Below are 18,615 nucleotides of genomic sequence, written 5' to 3'. Positions count from 1 at the left end.
GTGCCGGGCGCCCCCTCTCTGTCGGTCGCTGCCGATCGCCGTGTCGGTCGCTACTGATCGGCGGCCGGGTCGAACGGGTTCGCCGGTGTCGTCGTGGTGTTCTGCGGACTCGACGGCGGGACCGACACCGGCGGGCTGGTCGTCGGGGTGTTCTGCGGAGTCGACGGCGCGGTGGTCGTCGGGGTCTCCGTCGGTGTCTCCGTCGGCTTCTCCGTGGTCGGCGTCTCCGACGGGGTCTCGGACGGGGTCGCCGACGGGCTCGGGGTCCAGGTGGGCTGGACCGCGGCGCCCTGGTCGGTGTCCAGGTCGAACTTGGTGTTCTTGCCCGCGACGCCGAAGGTGTAGGCCGCCCAGATCTGCGCCGGGAAGCCACCGCCGTTGACGCGAGGGAGCCCTGCGGTGTTGTACATCTTGCTCTGGCCGTGGGTCTTGTAGTCCTCGCCGAACAGCCCGACCGAGGTCACCAGGTCCGGGGTGAAGCCGGTGAACCAGGCCGACTTGTTGTCGTCGGAGGTACCCGTCTTGCCGGCGACCTTGCGGCCGTCGCGGTCCGGGTTCTGGGCCACGGACACCTTGGCCGTACCGTCGTTGACCACGCCGGTCAGCACCGAGGTGACGGTGTCGGCGGTCTCCCGGCTGATGACCTGCTCGCCGATCGGGTCGGGCATCTGGTACGCGGTGCCGCCCTGCTCGGCCGACTTGATGATGGTCGGCGTGACCTGCTTGCCGTGGTTGTCGAGGGTCGCGTAGACGCCGGCCATCTGAATCGGGCTCGCGCCCATGGTGCCCAGGGTGTAGGCGGGCAGCGGCCTGAGCTTGCCGGTGTCCATGCCGAGCTTGGTGGCCGTCGCCAGCACCTTGTCCATGCCGACGTCGACGCCCATCTGCGCGAAGACGGAGTTGATGGACTTGTTCATCGCCGTCTGGACGGTGACCTGCTTGCCGTAGTCCTGGTCGTCCTCGTTCTCGGGGGCGAATCCGACCTTGTCCCCGTCGCGGTCCACGACCTGGCGCTTGCTGGTGCCGTCGTAGACCGTGTTGGCGCCGATCGGCTTGCCGTCCTCGGTCTCGGAGTTGTTCTCCAGGGCGGCGGCGAGGATCACCGGCTTGAAGGTCGACGCGGGCTGGTAGTCGGTGCGGTTGGCGTTGCTGTAGAAGTGCTTGGTGTAGTCCGAGCCGCCGTACAGGGCGACGATCTTCCCCGTCCTGGGGTCGACGGAGGCGGCGCCGGCCTGGACGTTCTTGTCGACCGCCCGCTTCTTCGGGTCCAGCTTGCTGGTCAGCTGGGTCTTGACCGCCTTCTCCAGCTGGGCCTGCTTCTTCTTGTCGATGTTCAGGGTGATGGTCCACCCGGAGTTCTCGACCCGGGCCTCCGCCTCGTCCTGGGTGATGCCCTCCTTGGCCACCATCTGCTTCTCGAGCTGCTGCTTGGCGAGCTTGACGAAGTAGCCCTTCTGCCCTTCGAGGCCGGGTGCGGCCTTGGGCTCCTTCGGCACCGGGAACGTCATCTTCGCGCGCTCGGTCTTGCTCAGCCAGCCCTGCTCGACCATGTTGTTCAGGACGTAGTTCCAGCGCTCCTGCACCAGCTTCTTGCCGGTGGGGGTGGCGACCGCCCAGTCGTACTGGCTCGGCGCCTGGAGCAGCGCGGCGAGATAGGCGCCCTGGGCCACGGAGAGCTTCTGGGCGTCGACGCGGTAGTAGTCCTGGGCGGCGGCCTGGATGCCGTAGGCGCCGCGGCCGTAGTAGCTGGTGTTGATGTAGCCGGCCAGGATGTAGTCCTTGGACTTCTCCCGGTCCACCTTGAGCGAGATGACCAGTTCCTTCAGCTTGCGCGAGACGGTCTGGTCCTGGTCGAGGTAGTAGTTCTTGACGTACTGCTGGGTGATCGTGGAGCCACCCTGCTTGCCCTTGCCCGAGAGGGTGTTGAGCAGACCGCGGGCGGTGCCCTTGAGGTCGATGCCGGCGTCCGTGTAGAAGGACTTGTTCTCCGCGGCCACGAAGGTCTGCTGGACCTGCTTGGGCACCTCGGAGAGGTCCACGATCTCGCGGTTGGTGTCGCCCTCGCGGGCCATGACCGAGCCGTCGCTGTACTTGTAGATGTTGCTCTGTTCCTGCGCGGCGGCGTTGCCCTTGGGCACGTCGATCATCATGTACATCACGATGAAGGCGCCGATGCCGATCAGGCAGAAGGCGAAGAACGTGCCGAGGATCTTCTTCCAGGTGAAGAGCCGGCGTATGCCGCTCTTACCGTTCTTCCCGCCCTTCTTACCCCGCGCGGCCGCCTTGCGCGCCGCGGCCCTGCCGCCGGTCGCAAGGCCCTCGCTCGGCGTCCCGGACGAGCGCGTGGGCGGCGCCGCGCGGTGGCCACCGCGCTGACGTGCTCTTCTCTCTTCCGCTCGTCCCATGGGTCGACTCGCTCCGCTTCCTCATCGGCGGCCACACAGGTTCGTGGCTCAGGTCAGCTCAGAAAGCTAACACCGGTCTATATGACACAGGGCATTCGATCCGGTCTCACAGGGGCGTGAGAATCAGCACCCGCCTCCTCGGAACCAGACCTCCGAAAGGGCTTCAAGGTTGCCGAGCGGGGGTAAAGTGATATCACTTAGCTAGAAGTGAGATAGTTGACGAAACGGGGGATCCTCCATGTCCGCACAAGATTCCGTGCCCGCCGCGGACGCACCCGACATGCCCGCCCCGCGCGTGCGGGAGGTGCCCGCGCACAGCATCGGCGGCGCGCTCGCGCTCCTGCTGGGCCTGCTCGGGCTGCTGTTCGCCGTCTACCTGCTCGCCCTCAGCGGCGAGAGCCCCGGCTTCGCGATCGCCGGCGCCCTGGTGCTGGTCGCCGCGTTCATCTCGCTGCGCGGCCTGAACACGGTCGCGCCCGGCGAGGCGCGGGTGGTGCAGCTCTTCGGGCGCTACAAGGGCACGATCCGCCAGGACGGCCTGCGCTGGGTGAACCCCTTCACCTCCCGCACCAAGGTCTCCACCCGGGTCCGCAACCACGAGACCGCCGTCCTCAAGGTCAACGACGCCTACGGCAATCCGATCGAGCTGGCCGCGGTCGTGGTGTGGAAGGTCGAGGACACCGCGCAGGCCACCTTCGAGGTGGACAACTTCGTGAAGTTCGTCGCCACCCAGACGGAGACGGCCGTACGGCACATCGCGATCGAGTACCCCTACGACGCCCACGACGAGGAAGGGCTCTCACTGCGCGGCAACGCCGACGAGATCACCCAGAAGCTCGCCGCCGAGCTGCACGCGCGTGTGGAGACGGCCGGCGTCCAGATCATCGAGTCCCGCTTCACCCACCTCGCCTACGCTCCCGAGATCGCCTCGGCGATGCTTCAGCGGCAGCAGGCCGGGGCGGTCGTCGCGGCCCGGCGCCAGATCGTGGAGGGCGCGGTCGGCATGGTCGAGGAGGCGCTGGCACGGATCACCGAGCGGGACATCGTCGAGCTGGACGAGGAGCGCAAGGCGGCGATGGTGTCCAACCTGATGGTGGTGCTGTGCGGCGACCGGGCCCCGCAGCCGGTCCTCAACACCGGGACGCTCTACCAGTGACGGTTCCCTCCGGGGGTTCGGCCCCCCAAGGTCGGCAGCAGCGCAAGCAGGTGCTGCTGCGACTGGATCCCGCGGTGCACGACGCGCTCGCCCGGTGGGCCGGTGACGAGCTGCGGTCCACCAACGCGCAGATCGAGTTCCTGTTGCGGAAAGCACTGAAGGAGGCCGGCCGGCTGCCCGGGGACGCCGGCCCCCTGCCGCGCCGAGGCCGGCCCCCCGGGGGCTCCCGGGACACGGAGGGCCCCCGGTAGCAGAACCGTGACAATCGGCCCCCACCTGCGGCTGCTCACCCCCTGACAGCCCTGTACACACTCCGCGTATACATGCGGGGTATACACCGCATGTACAGTCCTCCCCATGTCCATCGGTCACACCCTTCTAGGGCTCCTTGAGTCGGGCCCCCGCCACGGCTACGACCTCAAGCGGGCCTTCGACGAGAAGTTCGGTCACGACCGGCCGCTGCACTACGGCCAGGTCTACTCGACGATGTCCCGCCTGCTGAAGAACGGGCTCGTCGAAGTCGACGGCATCGAGCCCGGCGGCGGCCCCGAGCGCAAGCGGTACGCCATCACGGACGCCGGGATCACCGACGTACAGCGGTGGCTGGCGACGCCCGAGAAGCCCGAGCCGTACCTCCAGTCCACGCTGTACACCAAGGTCGTGCTCGCGCTGCTCACCCACCGCGACGCGGCCGACATCCTCGACACCCAGCGCGCCGAGCACCTGCGGATGATGCGCATCCTCACGGACCGCAAGCGCCGGGGCGACCTCGCGGACCAGCTGATCTGCGACCACGCCCTGTTCCACCTGGAAGCCGACCTGCGCTGGCTGGAGCTGACCGCCGCGCGTCTCGAGAAGCTCGCGGAGGTGGTGGTCAAGTGACCCCGGCCGGTTCCCTGCTCGTCGCCGACGCACTGCACAAGGCGTACGGTCCCACCCTCGCGCTCGACGGCGCCGAGTTCTCCATCCACCCCGGTGAGGTCGTCGCCGTCATGGGCCCCTCCGGGTCCGGCAAGTCGACCCTGCTGCACTGTCTGGCCGGGATCGTCACACCCGACTCCGGCTCGATCCTCTACAACGGCCGCGAGATGGCGACCATGAACGACGCCGAGCGCAGTGCGCTGAGGCGCTCCGAGTTCGGGTTCGTCTTCCAGTTCGGGCAGCTGGTGCCCGAGCTGACCTGCGTCGAGAACGTGGCGCTGCCGCTGCGGCTGAACGGCACCTCCCGCAAGGAGGCCGAGAAGGCCGCGCTCGGCTGGATGGAGCGCCTGGAGGTCGACGACCTGAGGAAGAAGCGTCCCGGTGAGGTGTCCGGCGGTCAGGGGCAGCGGGTGGCCGTGGCCCGGTCCCTGGTGACCAACCCGCGCGTGCTGTTCGCGGACGAGCCGACCGGCGCGCTCGACTCACTCAACGGCGAGCGGGTCATGGAGCTGCTCACCGAGGCGGCCCGGTCCACCAACGCGGCCGTCGTCCTCGTCACGCACGAGGCACGGGTCGCCGCCTACTCGGACCGCGAGATCGTCGTACGGGACGGCAAGTCCCGGGACATGGAGCGCGTCGTATGAGACTCGGCCGGGGGACGTGGCGAGACCTCGCCATGGGGGTTCGGTTCGCCTTCGCGGGCGGACGCGAGGGATGGGTCCGCGCGCTGCTGACCGCGGTCGGCGTCGGGCTCGGGGTGGCGTTGCTGCTGCTGACCACCGCGCTGCCGAACGCGCTGGCGGTCCGGCACGAGCGGGGCGACGCCCGCGCGGACACCAACTACGGGGAACATCTGAAGAGGGCCGACAACACCCTGCTGTCGGCGAACGCGTCGACCACCTTCCGCGACACCGACATCCGCGGCCGGGACCTGGAGCCCGAGGGGCCGAAGGCGCCGCTGCCGCCGGGGATCGACGAGTTCCCCGCGGTCGGCGAGATGGTCGTCTCCCCCGCGCTGAAGAAACTGCTGGAGTCCTCCGACGGCAAGCTCCTGCGGGAGCGGCTGCCCAACCGGATCACCGGGACGATCGCCGAGAGCGGGCTGATCGGCTCCCACGAACTCGCCTTCTACCGCGGGGCCGAGGGGCTCACCCCCGACGGCGCCGGGATCACCCGGATCGACGAGTACGGCAACCCGAACCCGACCGAGTCGGAATCCGACCCGGTGCTGGTGCTGCTGGTCCTGGTCGTCTTCGTGGTGCTGCTGATGCCGGTCGCCGTGTTCATCACCGCGGCCGTCCGCTTCGGCGGCGAGCGGCGCGACCGGCGGCTCGCGGCCCTGCGTCTGGTGGGTGCCGACGGCCGCTCGACCCGGCGGATCGCCGCCGGCGAGGCGCTGGCGGGCGCGGTGCTGGGGCTGGTCCTCGGCACGGTGTTCTTCCTGATCGGCCGTGAAGTGGCGGGCTCCGTCGAGATGTTCGGGCAGAGCGTGTTCCCGAGCTACCTCAACCCCTCGCCGCTGCTGGCCCTGCTGGTCGCGGTCGCGGTGCCGGCGGCGGCCGTGCTGGTGACGCTGTTCGCCCTGCGGGGCGTGGTGATCGAGCCGCTCGGCGTGGTGCGTACGGCGAAGCCCGCGCGGCGCAGGCTGTGGTGGCGGCTGCTGCTGCCGGCGGCCGGGCTCGGGATGCTGTACCCGATGGTCGGACAGGGCCGGGACGGCGGCGACTTCAACCAGTACATGGTCACCGGTGGTGTCATCCTGCTCCTCGTCGGTGTGACCGCGCTGCTGCCGTGGATCGTCGAGGCGGTCGTGGCCCGGCTGGGCGCGGGCGCGGTGTCCTGGCAACTGGCCGTGCGCAGGCTCCAGTTGAGCAGCGGCACGGCGGCCCGGATGGTCAACGGCATCGCGGTGGCGGTGGCCGGGGCGATCGCGCTCCAGATGCTGTTCGCGGGCACGTCGAGCGACTACACGAAGGACACCGCCTACGACCTCTCGCGGGCGCAGATGCAGGTGAGCGTCCCCAAGGGGAAGGCGCTCGCACCGACCGCGAGGCAACTGGCGGAGACCAGGGGCGTCCGGCAGGTGTACGCCTTCGACGAGGGCTACGCCAACGACGGGCCGGGCGACGACGCGAACTGGGCCCGGGTCACGGTCGCCGACTGCACGTCCCTGCGTGAGGTGGCCAAGCTGCCCTCCTGCCGCGACGGCGACGTCTTCGCCTCCCACGTCACACCGAAGGCGGACGACGGCTCCTCCGGGAGTCAGAACGCCGACGACGAGTCGACCGTGGCGGCCAAGCCCGGCACGAAGCTCTGGTTCGACACCTCCGAGGACCCGGAGAAGCCGACCTCGATCACCTGGACGGTCCCGAAGGTCGTCAAGCAGGCGGAGTCCATCGACGACCCGACGGGCTACCGGCGCGGCGGCATCCTGGTCACCCCCGGCGCCTTCCCGGCGCGGGCGGCGACGGCCGTGCGCGGACAGATCTATGTGCGGCTGGACGACTCGCTGCCGGACGCGCGCGAGTACGTCCGCAACACGGCCGCCCGGATCGACCCGAACCAGGAGCCGATGACCTGGGTGTCCGTCAAGCGCAACGACGAGTACTCCTCCATCCGCACCGGCCTGTTCGTGGGTGCCGTCTGTGTCCTCGCGCTGATCGGGGCGAGCCTGCTGGTCTCCCAGCTGGAGCAGCTGCGCGAGCGCAAGAAGCTGCTGTCGGCGCTGGTCGCCTTCGGTACCAGGCGGCGCACGCTGAGCCTGTCGGTGCTGTGGCAGACGGCGATCCCGGTCGGGCTCGGTCTGCTGCTGGCCTCGGCGGTGGGGCTGACGCTGGGTGCGGTCCTGCTGAAGATGACCGACACCCCGGTCCGGGTGGACTGGTCGAGCGTGCTGTCGATGACCGGCGTGGGCGCGGGTGTCGTCCTCGTGGTGACGCTGCTGAGCCTGCCGCCGCTGCTGAGGCTGATGCGCCCGGACGGGCTGCGGACGGAGTAACCGCCCGCAGCCGGCCGGCCGCTCAGAGGCTGTACTCCTTCACCACCCGCCGGACCTGGGCGAACAGCATGCCGACGTTGACCGACTTGCGGCACACCACGACGGCCACGACGTCCTGCTGTTCGACCAGCCGCACGAACAGGTGCGTGAGGTTCTCGCTGTTGACCAGGATCTCCTGGAAGAAGTGGTTGTCGCTGCTGATCCCGCGACGCTCCTTGAAGACGTCCTCGATCATCACGACGGTACGGCCCTGGAACAGGTCGAGAGTCGCCCCCGCCAGGAGGTCCAGCACCTCCGGCGGGTGGTTCTCGACGGTCTCGTACGACAGCAGCATGCCGGTGGACATGTCGACCACGCCGGACGCGACGCACTCGGGGGCGTCCGTGCGAAGGGACTTGACCAGGCCCATCACCTGGTCGGAGAAACCTGGGGTCATACGCTTCGTCGCCATCCCTTCAGACTCCTTCTGATGCTTTCTCGGTCGCCTTGTCGGTGAGGATCGAGCCGATCCGGTTCAGGGTCGGCTGGGTCGCCCGGTGCAGGTGCTCCACGTCCATCCCCTCGTCGCCGAGCACGACCATCAGGGCGGTGTCGCCGACGGCGTAGAAGGCGGCACAGCCGTGGCTGCCGTAGGTCACCGTCCGGCGCAGCGTGCCGCGGGCGGTCGCCCCGGCGGTGCGCCGGGCGAGTCCGAGCCCGGCCGCGGCGAGCGCGGCGAGACCCTCCGGGTCGATCGAGTCGGCGGTGTCCGCGGCGATGAGCAGCCCGTCCGCGGCGGCGACCGCGGTATCGGTGATTCCGGTGACCTGTTCGCGCAGACCGCGCATTTCGAGCGCCAGGGCTTTGTGATCCATGTACTCAACTCCCCTGAATTCGTTCACATCTGATCGGCTTTTTCATTTGGGTGTTCCATTCCGGAGACGGAAGAAGCTGCCTGGTTTACGGCGGGGCAGATCGCTGTGCGTGGCAGGCAGGGGCTCCTCCCCCTGCGGGGGTTTGCGGGGCCGGAGCGCGTGGCCGTCCGGAAGCGAGCTGACCGGGACGGGCGCGGGCGGCGCGACGCACACCAGGAGCCCCTCGTCGAGCATCCGGGCGACCTCGACGGTGACGGTGTAGACCCCGCGCCCGACCCGGAAGGCGAGATCGCGGGCCGTGCGGCGGCCGTCGGCGTGGCTGAGCAACTCGCGCCGCAGCGCGGTGGATCCGTGGTCGGTGCCCGAGGGCACGGGCCGTTCCCGGTCGGGGTGGACGGGGTGCGGCAGCGCGGCCAGGGCGGTGAGCCGGCGGGTCGCGTCCTGGAGCAGCCGCAGGGGCGGCTCACCCAGCGGGACCTGCGCGAACAGCTCGGTGGAGGTGACGCGTTCGCAGCTGTCCACCCGGCCCGCGGCCATCGCGAAGGCGGCGTCGTGCAGGGCGAGCGCGCACACCACCCTCAGCTGCGCGGCGCCCGCGTAGCCGTGCGCGATCAGCGCGGTCGCCGGCCAGCGCGAGCCGCCCGACTCCCGCACCAGCTCGGCCCACTGCTCGCCGCTGACCCGCCCGGAGCGCAGCAGCAGGGCCTCGGGGCCCGGGGCGCCCGGGGACTCCGCGGCGACCACCCGGCCGTCCCCGAAGTGGAAGGTGCCGCCGGGGGTGCCGTAAACCCGCAGCTCGCCGGTGAAGCTGTCACGGCCGCACTCGGCCAGGGCCTGAGCCAGGTGTTCGTGGCCCGACATCACACCCCCCGCCGCCTCGCACACACGCCTGACGCGTAGCGCTGAGGAGGGAATGTGTATCAGTCCGGACGCATATTCCGGGTGCGGGTTTCCCAGCTGCCGTTAGTTGACGGAAGTTGAGTTCGGCTGGCTGTTCAAAACAGTTCGTTCGGCGCTCATTTGACCGAATCCGAGGAAGCTTTGTCGGGTCCCGGAGGCGGTTCCTCCGGCCCCTGGTCCTCTTCTACGGCCGTCTCGTCCTGTTCCTCGAGCTCGTGCTCGTCCCCGGGCGGGCCGACCGACTGTTCCTCGGCGTACGCCTTGAGATAGCTCACCACCGTGTTCGTCACCGCCACCAGCGGTACGGCCACCACCGCGCCGCCGATGCCGGCCACCATGCCGCCGGTGGCGACCGTGAGGACGACCGCGAGCGGGTGGACGCGGACCGCGCGGCCGAGGATGAACGGCTGGAGGATGTGGCCCTCGATCTGCTGGACGGCGAGGACCACCGCGAGCGTCATCACGGCGGTGAACACGCCCTGGGTGACCAGCGCGACGAGCACCGCAAGGGCGCCGGAGGCGACCGCGCCGACCAGCGGGATGAAGGAGAACAGGAAGATGAAGACGGCCAGCGGGACGGCCATGGGCACCTTGAGGAAGTAGATGCCGATGCCGATGAAGACGGCGTCGATGAGGGCGACCAGGACGGTGCCGCGGACGTAGGCGGTCAGGGTGCGCCAGGCGCGCGGGCCGGCGCCGGCCACGGCGGGACGGGCGGCCGCGGGGACCAGCTTCAGCGTCCATTCCCAGATGCGGCGGCCGTCGTAGAGCAGGAAGAGAGTGGAGAAGAAGGTCAGCAGGATGCCGGTGAGCGCCTCGACGACGACCTGGACGCCCTCCAGGCCGGCGGAGGTGATCTGGTCGGTGTTGGCGCCGACCGCCTCCCGCAGGTTCTTGGCGATCTGGTTGATCTGCTTGTCGGTGACGTGGAAGGGGCTCTTCAGCAGCCAGTTGCGCAGATCGTCGATGCCGTTCTGGATCTGGTCGGAGAGGTTGTCGATGTTCTCCATGACCTGCCAGGTCACGAACCAGCCCAGCAGCCCGATGATGACGAACCCGAGGATCGCGGTGAGCGCCGTGGCGGGGCCGCGCGGGACGCCGTGCCGCATGAGCCGGGCCACCGTCGGCTGGAGCAGCGCGGTGATGAGCAGGGCGACGACGAAGGCGAAGACGACGAGCTGCACGGAGCTGATGACCCGCATCAGCACCCACACGGTCCCCGCGAGCACCAGCAGCCGCCAGCCGGCCTCGGCGGCCACCCGGACGCCCCACGGCACGGCCTGCGCCGGATCGGGGCGCGGGACGAGCACCACGGGCCGGGACGCGGGGCCCGCGGGCTTCCTCGGCCTGCGCGCGGGCGGCGGCGGGGCGGGGTCCGCCTCGGCCTCCTCACGGGCCACCTCGGCGCGGCGCTCGTCCAACCGCTCACCCACATCGGTCAGGCGGGCACCGAGCCGACCGATCCACCCTGGCACTCGCGACATGATCCGTCCTCTTCCCCCGTCTCTCCCCACCACTCCCCCCTGGAGTCGTCCGGTCCGACCGTACAGGGCGAAAGCCCCTCCCCCTAGGACGGGGAGGGGCTGCGTGGGGTTGAGCGAAAGGGACGGCCGGTGATCAGTAGTTGCCGTGGGCCTGCCAGTACGACCAGGCGCCGCAGGGGCTGCCGTACCGGCTGTTCATGTAGTTGAGGCCCCACTTGATCTGGGTCGCCGGGTTGGTCTGCCAGTCGGCACCGGCGGAGGCCATCTTGTTGCCGGGCAGCGCCTGGACGAGGCCGTAGGCGCCGGAGGACGGGTTGACCGCCAGGTAGTTCCACGTGGACTCGTGGTTCACGATGTTGCTGAAGCACTGGAACTGCCCACTGGGCACGATCTGGCGGGCTATGGCCTGGACCTCGGCGACGGTGTAGGACGACTGCTGCGGGAAGATGCCTTTGGCCTCCCGCTCCCTCTTCGCCTTCTCCTCGGCGGCCTCGCGCTTGGCCCGCGCGTCCTTGGCGGCCTGCTTGCGGGCCGATTCCTCCGCCGACTTCCTGGCTACGGCGTCCGCGGCGACGGCCTGTGTCTCGGCCTGCTGGGCCAGCGGGGCTGCGCGCACCTGGGCCTGTTCGCCGACGGGTATGTCCGCGAGGAGCGTCGCGTCACCGGCCGACGCCTGCGCGTCGTCGGTGGACTGTCCGGTGCCGGCCTGGGCGACCCCCATGACGGCACCGACAGTGGTGACCGCCGTGGCCGAGACCACGGCGAATCCACGCGCGGAGTTCCGGCTCACGGCTGCGGCCTAGTACCAGTGGTTGGCCTGCCAGAACGACCAGGCCTCGCAGGGGCTGCCGTACCGGCTGTCCATGTAGTTGAGGCCCCACTTGATCTGGGTCGCCGGGTTGGTCTGCCAGTCGGCACCGACCGACGACATCTTGGAGCCCGGCAGGGCCTGGAAGAGACCGTAGGCGCCGGAGGAGGCGTTGACGGCCCGGTAGTTCCAGCTGGACTCGTGGTCCACGATGTTGCTGAAGCACTGGAACTGCCCGCTCGGCACCATCGAGGCAGCCATCGACTGGATCTGCGCGACGGTGTACGAGCTCTGCACCGGGAAGCTGGAGGCGCTGCGGCTGGCCTTCTCCTTGGCCTCGGCGCGCTCCTTGGCTTCCTTGGCCGCCTGCTCGGCGGCTTCCTTCTTCTCGATCGCGGACTTGGCGGCGGCCTTGCGGGCCGACTCCTCAGCGATCTTCTTGGCGCTCGCGTCCGCGGCGATGGCCTGGTAGTCGGCCTGCTGCGTGAGGGACGCGGTCTGCACCTGAGCCTGCTCACCCGCGGGGATGTCCGCCAGGAGCGTCGTGTCCGCTGCCGTCGCCTCTGCGTCGTTCGGCTGCGCGACACTGCCGGAGGCGACTCCGACAACGCTACCTACAGCGGTGACCGCGGTGGCGGAGGCCACTGCGAATCCCCGGACCGAAATCGGGCTCACACGGTTTCCTTCCAGCATCGCCCGCTTCGGTGACCCTGGCGGACGCAATCGTGCCCCTGGACACTGGCCTCCCAACTAACGGGGTCACGGGAGGCACGGGCCCGGTGGGCAACTCCCTTGCGGGGAGCGCCGCGTAGTGCGCGGGCGGCATACGGCGGACGTTATGGAGTTGAACGTGGTGCTGCTGTGGTGCCGTACCGCTGGGGGTACAGGTGTGCCGTATGCGGGGCCTGACAGAACCGAGACTCTGCCGTAACCGGACGCCGGGTGGCAATTCTGAGTTGCGTGTGAAAGCTCACATCCCGTTTGACCCCAGGGATTTCAAGAAACGCCGACACACGAAGGCGCCGCCCGGCTAGGCTCTTGGCCTTTCCGGACGGCGCCAACAGGCGGGTACTACCTCAGATTTGGCCGTCCTCCAGCATTTCGGTCACAAGCGCCGCGATCTGGGACCTCTCGGACCTCGTCAGCGTCACATGCGCGAAGAGCGGGTGCCCCTTCAGCTTCTCCACCACGGCGACGACACCGTCGTAGCGACCGACGCGGAGATTGTCCCGCTGTGCCACGTCATGGGTCAGAACGACCCGCGAATTGGCGCCGATTCGGGACAGAACGGTCAGCAGGACGTTCCGCTCCAGGGACTGCGCCTCGTCCACGATCACGAACGCGTCGTGGAGCGAGCGGCCGCGGATGTGGGTGAGCGGCAGGACCTCCAGCATCCCGCGCGCGGTGACCTCCTCGATGACCTCGCGGCTGGTGACCGCGGACAGCGTGTCGAAGACCGCCTGCGCCCAGGGGCTCATCTTCTCGGACTCGGAGCCCGGCAGATAGCCGAGTTCCTGCCCGCCGACCGCGTACAGCGGACGGAAGACCATCACCTTCTGGTGCTGGCGGCGCTCCAGGACCGCCTCCAGGCCCGCGCACAGCGCGAGCGCCGACTTGCCGGTGCCGGCCCGGCCGCCCATGGACACGATCCCGACGTCCGGGTCGAGGAGGATGTCCAGCGCGATGCGCTGCTCGGCGCTGCGGCCCTTGATGCCGAACGCCTCCCGGTCACCGCGCACCAGACGGATGTTGCCCTCGGGCGAGACCCGGCCGAGCGCCTTGCCCCGCTCGGAGTGGATGGTCAGGCCGGTGTGCACGGGAAGGTCGGAGACCTCGGGGACGTAGACGTGGCCTTCCTCGAAGAGGATGTCCACCTGCTCGCCGGGCAGGGTCACCTCGGACATCCCGGTCCAGCCGGAGGAGTCCGTGATGGCGAGTTCGGCGCGGTACTCCTCGGCGAGGAGACCGACCGAGGACGCCTTGATCCTGAGCGGGAGGTCCTTCGACACGACGGTGACGTCGAACCCCTCGGCCTGCAGATTGCGGGCGACCGCGAGAATGCGGGAGTCGTTGTCCCCCAGGCGGTAGCCGCTGGGCAGCACACTGGGGTCCGAGTGATTGAGCTCGACACGGACGGTCCCGCCCAGCTCCCCGATCGGGATGGGGGCGTCGAGACGGCCGTACCGCACCCGGAACTCGTCGAGCAGACGCAGGGCCTGCCGGGCGAAGTAGCCGAGTTCGGGATGGTGCCTCTTCGCCTCCAGCTCCGTGACCACGACGATGGGGAGCACGACCTCGTGCTCGTCGAAGCGGCTCAGGGCGTTCGGGTCGGCCAGCAGGACGCTGGTGTCGAGAACATAGGTGCGCCGGTCAGGCATACGGCGCTTTGTGCTGGTCACCACGGAAGGACGTACCCCCTCGGATGAGGTCGGGGAGCGACGGAGTGGAGCTGGACCGGTCGACGGCCCGTTTGCACGGGCCGGGAACCGGCCCTCCACTGCTTCTTCCGTGCCACAACCGCACGGTAAGGCTGGTGCAAAGGGCCTCCCGGGCGGACGGCCCCGTGCCGCCCGCTGAGATCCGACACCCGTGGTTCGGGCATCGACCTGCTTGGCTTATGCCCTCGAACATGCGGTGCCATGCCAGCGCATATGACGGCGCGCTGGTGAACTCCTTGTTACTTCCGTCCCAAAGGGGGTATACGGCCGCTTCCCGCGAGTGCCGTGTCGACTGCCTGCGAGTGCCCCGGTCAGCCGCCGTAGCGCCGGTGGCGGGCCGCGTAGTCGCGCAGGGCTCGCAGGAAGTCGACCTTGCGGAAGGCCGGCCAGAAGACCTCGCAGAAGTAGTACTCCGAATGGGCCGTCTGCCACAGCATGAATCCGGACAGCCGCTGTTCGCCGCTGGTCCGGATCACCAGGTCGGGGTCGGGCTGGTCGCCGGTGTAGAGATGGCGGCCGATCATGTCGGTGTCGACGGCCTCGGCGAGCTCCTCCATCGAGGTGCCCTTGTCGTGCGCGTCCAGCAGCATGGCCCGCACGGCGTCGGCGATCTCCTGGCGGCCGCCGTAGCCGATGGCGACGTTGACGAGTATCCCGTCGACGTGGGCGGTGGACTCCTCCGCCTCCTTCAGCGCCGTCTGCATCGGGGAGGGCAGCAGGTCGGGGGTGCCGACGTGGTGGACCCGCCAGCGGCCGTCGGCGGCGAGGGTGCGCACCACGTCCTCGATGATGCCGAGGAGGGGGCCGAGCTCCTCCGGCGGGCGGCTGAAGTTGTCCGTCGACAGCAGCCAGAGGGTGACGACCTCGACATCCGTCTCGGTGCACCAGCCGAGGAACTCCTCGATCTTCTCGGCACCGGCGCGGTGGCCGTCCACGGGGCTGGAACCGGCGGCCTTCGCCCAGCGCCGGCTGCCGTCGACGATGACACCGATGTGCTTGGGCACCTGGGCGTGGTCCAGGTGGCCCTCCACCCGGCGTGCGTAGAGCCTGACGAGCAGGCCGCGCAGCTTGTCGCGCAGGTTCACGTGATTGTCGCCCCTCCGTGCGGATGCGGTCCCCGCGCACTGAAGGGTACCGGGGGTTGAGGGGCGCCTAATGATGGGGTGGCTGCGCCTGGTTGGCGAGTGCGGCTCGCCGTCGGCCGCCCGCACCCCGTGCTCGGCGCGCCCCTATGTGGATGCGGTGCCCCCGTTCCCGGCAGGCACCCCTGCTTCGGTCATGAAAAAACGGGCCGGTCCGTGGGGGGGAGACGGACCGGCCCGAGGGGGGGTTTCCACCATAACCCTTCGTAAGTGATGCTGCGTGCATCGGCGTGCCACAACTACTCTCCGGAGTCGCGCAGCGACGGCGTGGTGGCGGGTCGAAGCCCAGTTCATGGGGGTTTCGTGGCTGAATCACGGCGGAATCATGGGGGCGTACGGCATCGCCCGCGTGGGTGAATCCGGGTCGGAACGTTTCTTTGACGCCGGGAAGTGGGCGCGGCACCGCGCAGCCCCCTCCTCTGCGCGGTGCCACCGCGCAGCTTTGCTGGCGCGAATTGCCTCGTGTTGAATTTACGTCAGAAGCGGCCCGGACGCGAGCCGCCTGGGATAACAATGTGGAAACCCCGTGAAGACCATGGAAATCTGGGGTGGAACGACACGAGGTGCCCCTATTGCCCGGTTTTGCGATTAACCGAGGTACGGCTTGCGTGCCTCGACGAGATGCCGGGTGCTGTGGGCGACGAAGGGGCCCTCGGACTCCATTCGCTCGTGCAGGGACCGGAGTTGGGGCTCGTAACGTTCCACGGTGAAGTCCGGGACCATCCACACCACCTTGCGCAGGAAGTGGACGACGGCGGCGATGTCGTGGAACTCGATCCGCAGCCGCTCGGCGCGCAGGTCCACGACCTCCAGTCCCGCCGCCTCGGCGGCCGCGCGCTCGCGGTCGGGGTGACGGTCGGAGCTCTGCTCCGGCGGCTGCGGGCCGAGGAAGTGCTCGACGAGCTCGAAGACACTGCGCGGGCCCACGTGCTGGGCGAAATAGGTGCCGCCGGGCTGGAGCACGCGGGCAATCTCCGCCCACTGGGGGCTGACCGGGTGCCGGCTGCTGACCAGGTCGAAGGTGGCGTCGGCGAAGGGCAGCGGCGCGTCCTCCGCGGCGGCGACGACCACGATCCCGCGGGGGCGCAGCAGGGCGGTGGCCTTGGCCACGTTGGGCGGCCAGCCCTCGGTGGCCGCGGCGAGCAGGGGTGCCTGGATTCCCTCTTCCTGGTCGAGGGCGAAGGCCAAGACCTCGCCGCCGCCGGTCTGGACGTCCAGGGAGGCGCCGGCCGCGGCGAGCCGTCCGGCCAGCGAGCGGGCGTACTCCCACGAGGGCCGCGCCTCGGTGGCCCGCCCCTCGAACCACGAGAAGTCCCATCCGGCGGTGGGAACGGCGGCTCCCTCGGCGAGGAGGTCTTCGAATGTGTGGGTGCGGGGGGTGGTCATGGGGTCGATCGTGGCAGTACGACGGCTGTGAGCGCCGCCCATTTTCTGGGGCGGGGCGGGGCGGGGCCGGGGTCAGGGCAGCAGCGGGCGGACCTGCTCGGCGGTGAAGCGTACGAAGGCTTCCGGGTTGGGTTCGTCGGCCGTGGGTTGGAGGACGACCGTGTCGGCGCCGGCGTCGGCGAGCCGTTGGACGGCCTTGGCGACGGTGTCCGCGTCCCCGGCGACGCCGAGGTCGGGGACATCGGCGTGGCCCTCCTGGGCGAGTTCGGCGTGCAGCCGGGCGGTGGCGTCGGGCCCGGTGGCGGTGAGGAGGTAGACGACGACCCGGTGGGGCGGTTCGGTACGGCCCGCCTCGTCGTGCGGCTGTCCGGTACGGCCCGACTCCTGGTGCGGCTGTCCGGTACGGCCCGACTCCTGGTGCGGCTGTCCGGTACGGCCCGCCTCCTGGTGCGGCTGTCCGGTACGGCCCGCCTTCTGGCGTCCCTCGTCGATGAGCCGGCGGGCTCGGCGGACGCCCTCGGGCGAGGTGCCGGCGGTGAGGACGGTGCCGTCGGCGCACTCCCCGGCGAGACGCAGGGTGCGTGGTCCGGTGGCGCCGGTGAGCACCTCGACGGGGCCGTCGGGCGGCCAGTCGAGGGCGACGCCGTCCAGGGAGACGTACCGGCCCCGCGTGGTGATGCGCTCCCCGCTCAACAGGGCGCGCAGCGCGTCGAGATGCTCACGGAGCAGGGTGAGCGGTGACTCGGCCCGGGCGCCGACCTGGCCCATCCAGTCCTGTACGCCGTGTCCGACGGCGAGGATCGGCCGGCCCGGGAACATCCGGTGCAGGGTGGCCGCCTCCATCGCGGTGATGGCGACGTTCCGCAGCGGGACGGGGAGCAGTCCGACGCCGACACGGAGCCGCTCGGTCCACGCGAGGGCGGCCGCGGCGGTGGAGATCCCGCCCTCCAGGAAGCAGTCCTCCCACAGCCAGAGCTCTTCGAGTCCGGCCTCGTCCGCGAGCCGGGCGAGGGCCCGCAGCCGCTCGGGGGGAAGCTGGGGACGGAACACTGCGCCGAGTGCGGTCATGCGGACCTTCCTACCCACGGCGGGGGCAGGGAACAACTCCTTTACGGGGCCGTACCTTCTCTACAGCTCGTACCGGAGCAGCACGACCCCGTTGCCGAAGGTGTGGGTCTCCACCAGGTGGAGCGAGGTCAGGGTGTCGGCGGACGGGAAGAGGGGCCTGCCCCGGCCGACGAGGACGGGATGGACGTAGATGCGCACCTCGTCGACGAGACCCAGCCGCAGGAACTCGGCCGCGAGGTCGGCCCCGCCGACGACCAGGTCGCCGCCCGGCTGCTCCTTCAGCTTCCTGATCTCCTCGGGCACGACCTCCCGGACGATCGTGGCGTTCGGGTCGTCGACGTGGTCGAGGGTCCGCGAGAACACGTACTTCGGCAACTCCCGCCAGAGCTGGGCGAACTCCGCCTCCACCGGGGTGACGTCCGGGGCGGCGTCGGCCGTGGGCCAGTAGCCGTCCATGAGCTCGAAGGTGACCCGCCCGATCAGGTCACCGCCCATCCGCCTGGTGACGTCGTTCATGTGCTGGTGGAGTTCCTCGTCGACCAGATGCCAACTGATGTCGTGGTCGGGCCCCTCGAAATACCCGTCGAGGGAAACGGACATCATCAGGACGATCTTCCGCATCGGTCACCTGCCCCGGGCCTGGGATGGAGGATGGCCACCTCACGGTACCGAGAGAGGTGGCTGCGGCATGGGACGCTGGCGGGACGGACACGGAGAGTTGATCGTCGGCGAGTTGCGCGTCCCCCTGGAGATCGCCACGTCCTACCGGGCCCGCACGAGGGGCCTGCTGGGCCGGGACTCCGTGGAGGGCGCTCTCCTCCTCTCCCCCGCGAGCAGCATCCACACCTTCCGCATGCGCTTCCCCATCGACGTCGCGTACCTCGACCACCGCCTGAACGTCATCGCCGTCCGCACGATGAGCCCGGGGCGGTTGGGGCTGCCGCGGGTGCGGTCGCGGCATGTGGTGGAGGCGGGGGCCGGGGTGATGGAGGCGTGGGGGGTTGAGGTGGGGGCGCGGGTGGAGGTTGTGGTGGAGTGACGGGCGTACGCGTGGT

The 18,615-nt window shown here is 69.9% G+C and carries 18 protein-coding genes; 6 read left to right on the top strand and 12 right to left on the bottom strand.

Annotated features, from left to right (window positions below):
* Positions 1-50: 50 nt before the first annotated feature.
* On the bottom strand, positions 51-2,405 hold the full coding sequence (locus tag ACFULQ_RS31940; protein WP_383550640.1) for a transglycosylase domain-containing protein: 2,355 nt from the start codon (positions 2,403-2,405) through the stop codon (positions 51-53).
* Between the two features lie 238 nt (positions 2,406-2,643).
* Here ACFULQ_RS31940 and ACFULQ_RS31935 point away from each other — a divergent pair, with 238 nt between their 5' ends.
* The 5 genes from ACFULQ_RS31935 to ACFULQ_RS31915 all read left to right on the top strand — a co-directional run bounded on the left by ACFULQ_RS31935 (position 2,644) and on the right by ACFULQ_RS31915 (position 7,480).
* A complete protein-coding gene (locus ACFULQ_RS31935) occupies positions 2,644-3,561 on the top strand; it encodes an SPFH domain-containing protein (protein WP_383550638.1) in 918 nt (305 codons plus the stop codon).
* Positions 3,558-3,812: a hypothetical protein gene (locus tag ACFULQ_RS31930; RefSeq protein WP_383550636.1), complete on the top strand. Its 255-nt coding sequence runs from the start codon at positions 3,558-3,560 to the stop codon at positions 3,810-3,812. Before ACFULQ_RS31935 ends, ACFULQ_RS31930 begins: the two co-directional genes overlap by 4 nt.
* Positions 3,813-3,918: 106 nt before the next feature.
* Complete coding sequence (locus tag ACFULQ_RS31925; protein WP_383550634.1) at positions 3,919-4,443, top strand: PadR family transcriptional regulator; 525 nt, start codon at positions 3,919-3,921, stop codon at positions 4,441-4,443.
* Positions 4,440-5,126: an ABC transporter ATP-binding protein gene (locus ACFULQ_RS31920; protein WP_383550632.1), complete on the top strand. Its 687-nt coding sequence runs from the start codon at positions 4,440-4,442 to the stop codon at positions 5,124-5,126. The genes ACFULQ_RS31925 and ACFULQ_RS31920 overlap by 4 nt, the downstream gene beginning before the upstream one ends.
* A complete protein-coding gene (locus ACFULQ_RS31915; protein WP_383550630.1) occupies positions 5,123-7,480 on the top strand; it encodes an ABC transporter permease in 2,358 nt (785 codons plus the stop codon). Before ACFULQ_RS31920 ends, ACFULQ_RS31915 begins: the two co-directional genes overlap by 4 nt.
* Positions 7,481-7,502: 22 nt before the next feature.
* On the opposite strand, the gene ACFULQ_RS31910 is transcribed toward ACFULQ_RS31915, so the two are convergent.
* The 11 genes from ACFULQ_RS31910 to ACFULQ_RS31860 all read right to left on the bottom strand — a co-directional run bounded on the left by ACFULQ_RS31910 (position 7,503) and on the right by ACFULQ_RS31860 (position 18,181).
* The gene (locus ACFULQ_RS31910; protein ID WP_383550628.1) at positions 7,503-7,931 is read right to left on the bottom strand and encodes a hypothetical protein; all 429 of its coding nucleotides are present in this window, start codon (positions 7,929-7,931) and stop codon (positions 7,503-7,505) included.
* 4 nt (positions 7,932-7,935) lie between these two features.
* Positions 7,936-8,334, bottom strand: a complete 399-nt coding sequence (locus ACFULQ_RS31905; protein ID WP_383550626.1) for a roadblock/LC7 domain-containing protein — start codon at positions 8,332-8,334, stop codon at positions 7,936-7,938.
* Positions 8,335-8,376: 42 nt separating this feature from the next.
* Positions 8,377-9,195, bottom strand: a complete 819-nt coding sequence (locus tag ACFULQ_RS31900; RefSeq protein WP_383550624.1) for a MarR family transcriptional regulator — start codon at positions 9,193-9,195, stop codon at positions 8,377-8,379.
* A gap of 155 nt (positions 9,196-9,350) precedes the next feature.
* Positions 9,351-10,718: an AI-2E family transporter gene (locus ACFULQ_RS31895; protein WP_383550622.1), complete on the bottom strand. Its 1,368-nt coding sequence runs from the start codon at positions 10,716-10,718 to the stop codon at positions 9,351-9,353.
* Positions 10,719-10,851: 133 nt separating this feature from the next.
* On the bottom strand, positions 10,852-11,508 hold the full coding sequence (locus ACFULQ_RS31890) for a transglycosylase SLT domain-containing protein (RefSeq protein ID WP_383550620.1): 657 nt from the start codon (positions 11,506-11,508) through the stop codon (positions 10,852-10,854).
* A gap of 9 nt (positions 11,509-11,517) precedes the next feature.
* Positions 11,518-12,201, bottom strand: a complete 684-nt coding sequence (locus ACFULQ_RS31885) for a lytic transglycosylase domain-containing protein (RefSeq protein ID WP_330264689.1) — start codon at positions 12,199-12,201, stop codon at positions 11,518-11,520.
* Between the two features lie 401 nt (positions 12,202-12,602).
* On the bottom strand, positions 12,603-13,928 hold the full coding sequence (locus ACFULQ_RS31880) for a PhoH family protein (RefSeq protein WP_383550618.1): 1,326 nt from the start codon (positions 13,926-13,928) through the stop codon (positions 12,603-12,605).
* A gap of 347 nt (positions 13,929-14,275) precedes the next feature.
* Positions 14,276-15,049: an isoprenyl transferase gene (locus ACFULQ_RS31875; RefSeq protein ID WP_123762818.1), complete on the bottom strand. Its 774-nt coding sequence runs from the start codon at positions 15,047-15,049 to the stop codon at positions 14,276-14,278.
* 645 nt (positions 15,050-15,694) lie between these two features.
* Complete coding sequence (locus ACFULQ_RS31870) at positions 15,695-16,492, bottom strand: methyltransferase domain-containing protein (RefSeq protein ID WP_383550616.1); 798 nt, start codon at positions 16,490-16,492, stop codon at positions 15,695-15,697.
* A gap of 72 nt (positions 16,493-16,564) precedes the next feature.
* The gene (locus ACFULQ_RS31865) at positions 16,565-17,560 is read right to left on the bottom strand and encodes an LLM class flavin-dependent oxidoreductase (RefSeq protein WP_383550614.1); all 996 of its coding nucleotides are present in this window, start codon (positions 17,558-17,560) and stop codon (positions 16,565-16,567) included.
* Positions 17,561-17,620: 60 nt separating this feature from the next.
* On the bottom strand, positions 17,621-18,181 hold the full coding sequence (locus ACFULQ_RS31860; RefSeq protein ID WP_383550612.1) for a dihydrofolate reductase family protein: 561 nt from the start codon (positions 18,179-18,181) through the stop codon (positions 17,621-17,623).
* A 67-nt stretch (positions 18,182-18,248) separates the two neighbouring features.
* Between ACFULQ_RS31860 and ACFULQ_RS31855 the strand changes: the two genes are divergently transcribed.
* Positions 18,249-18,599: a DUF192 domain-containing protein gene (locus ACFULQ_RS31855; RefSeq protein ID WP_383550611.1), complete on the top strand. Its 351-nt coding sequence runs from the start codon at positions 18,249-18,251 to the stop codon at positions 18,597-18,599.
* Positions 18,600-18,615 lie beyond the last annotated feature (16 nt).

Source organism: Streptomyces sp. NPDC057253 (assembly GCF_042669125.1).
Classification (GTDB): Bacteria; Actinomycetota; Actinomycetes; order Streptomycetales; family Streptomycetaceae; genus Streptomyces.
Note: the sequence above shows the minus strand (reverse complement) of the source record. Positions and strands in the feature narration are given on the sequence as shown.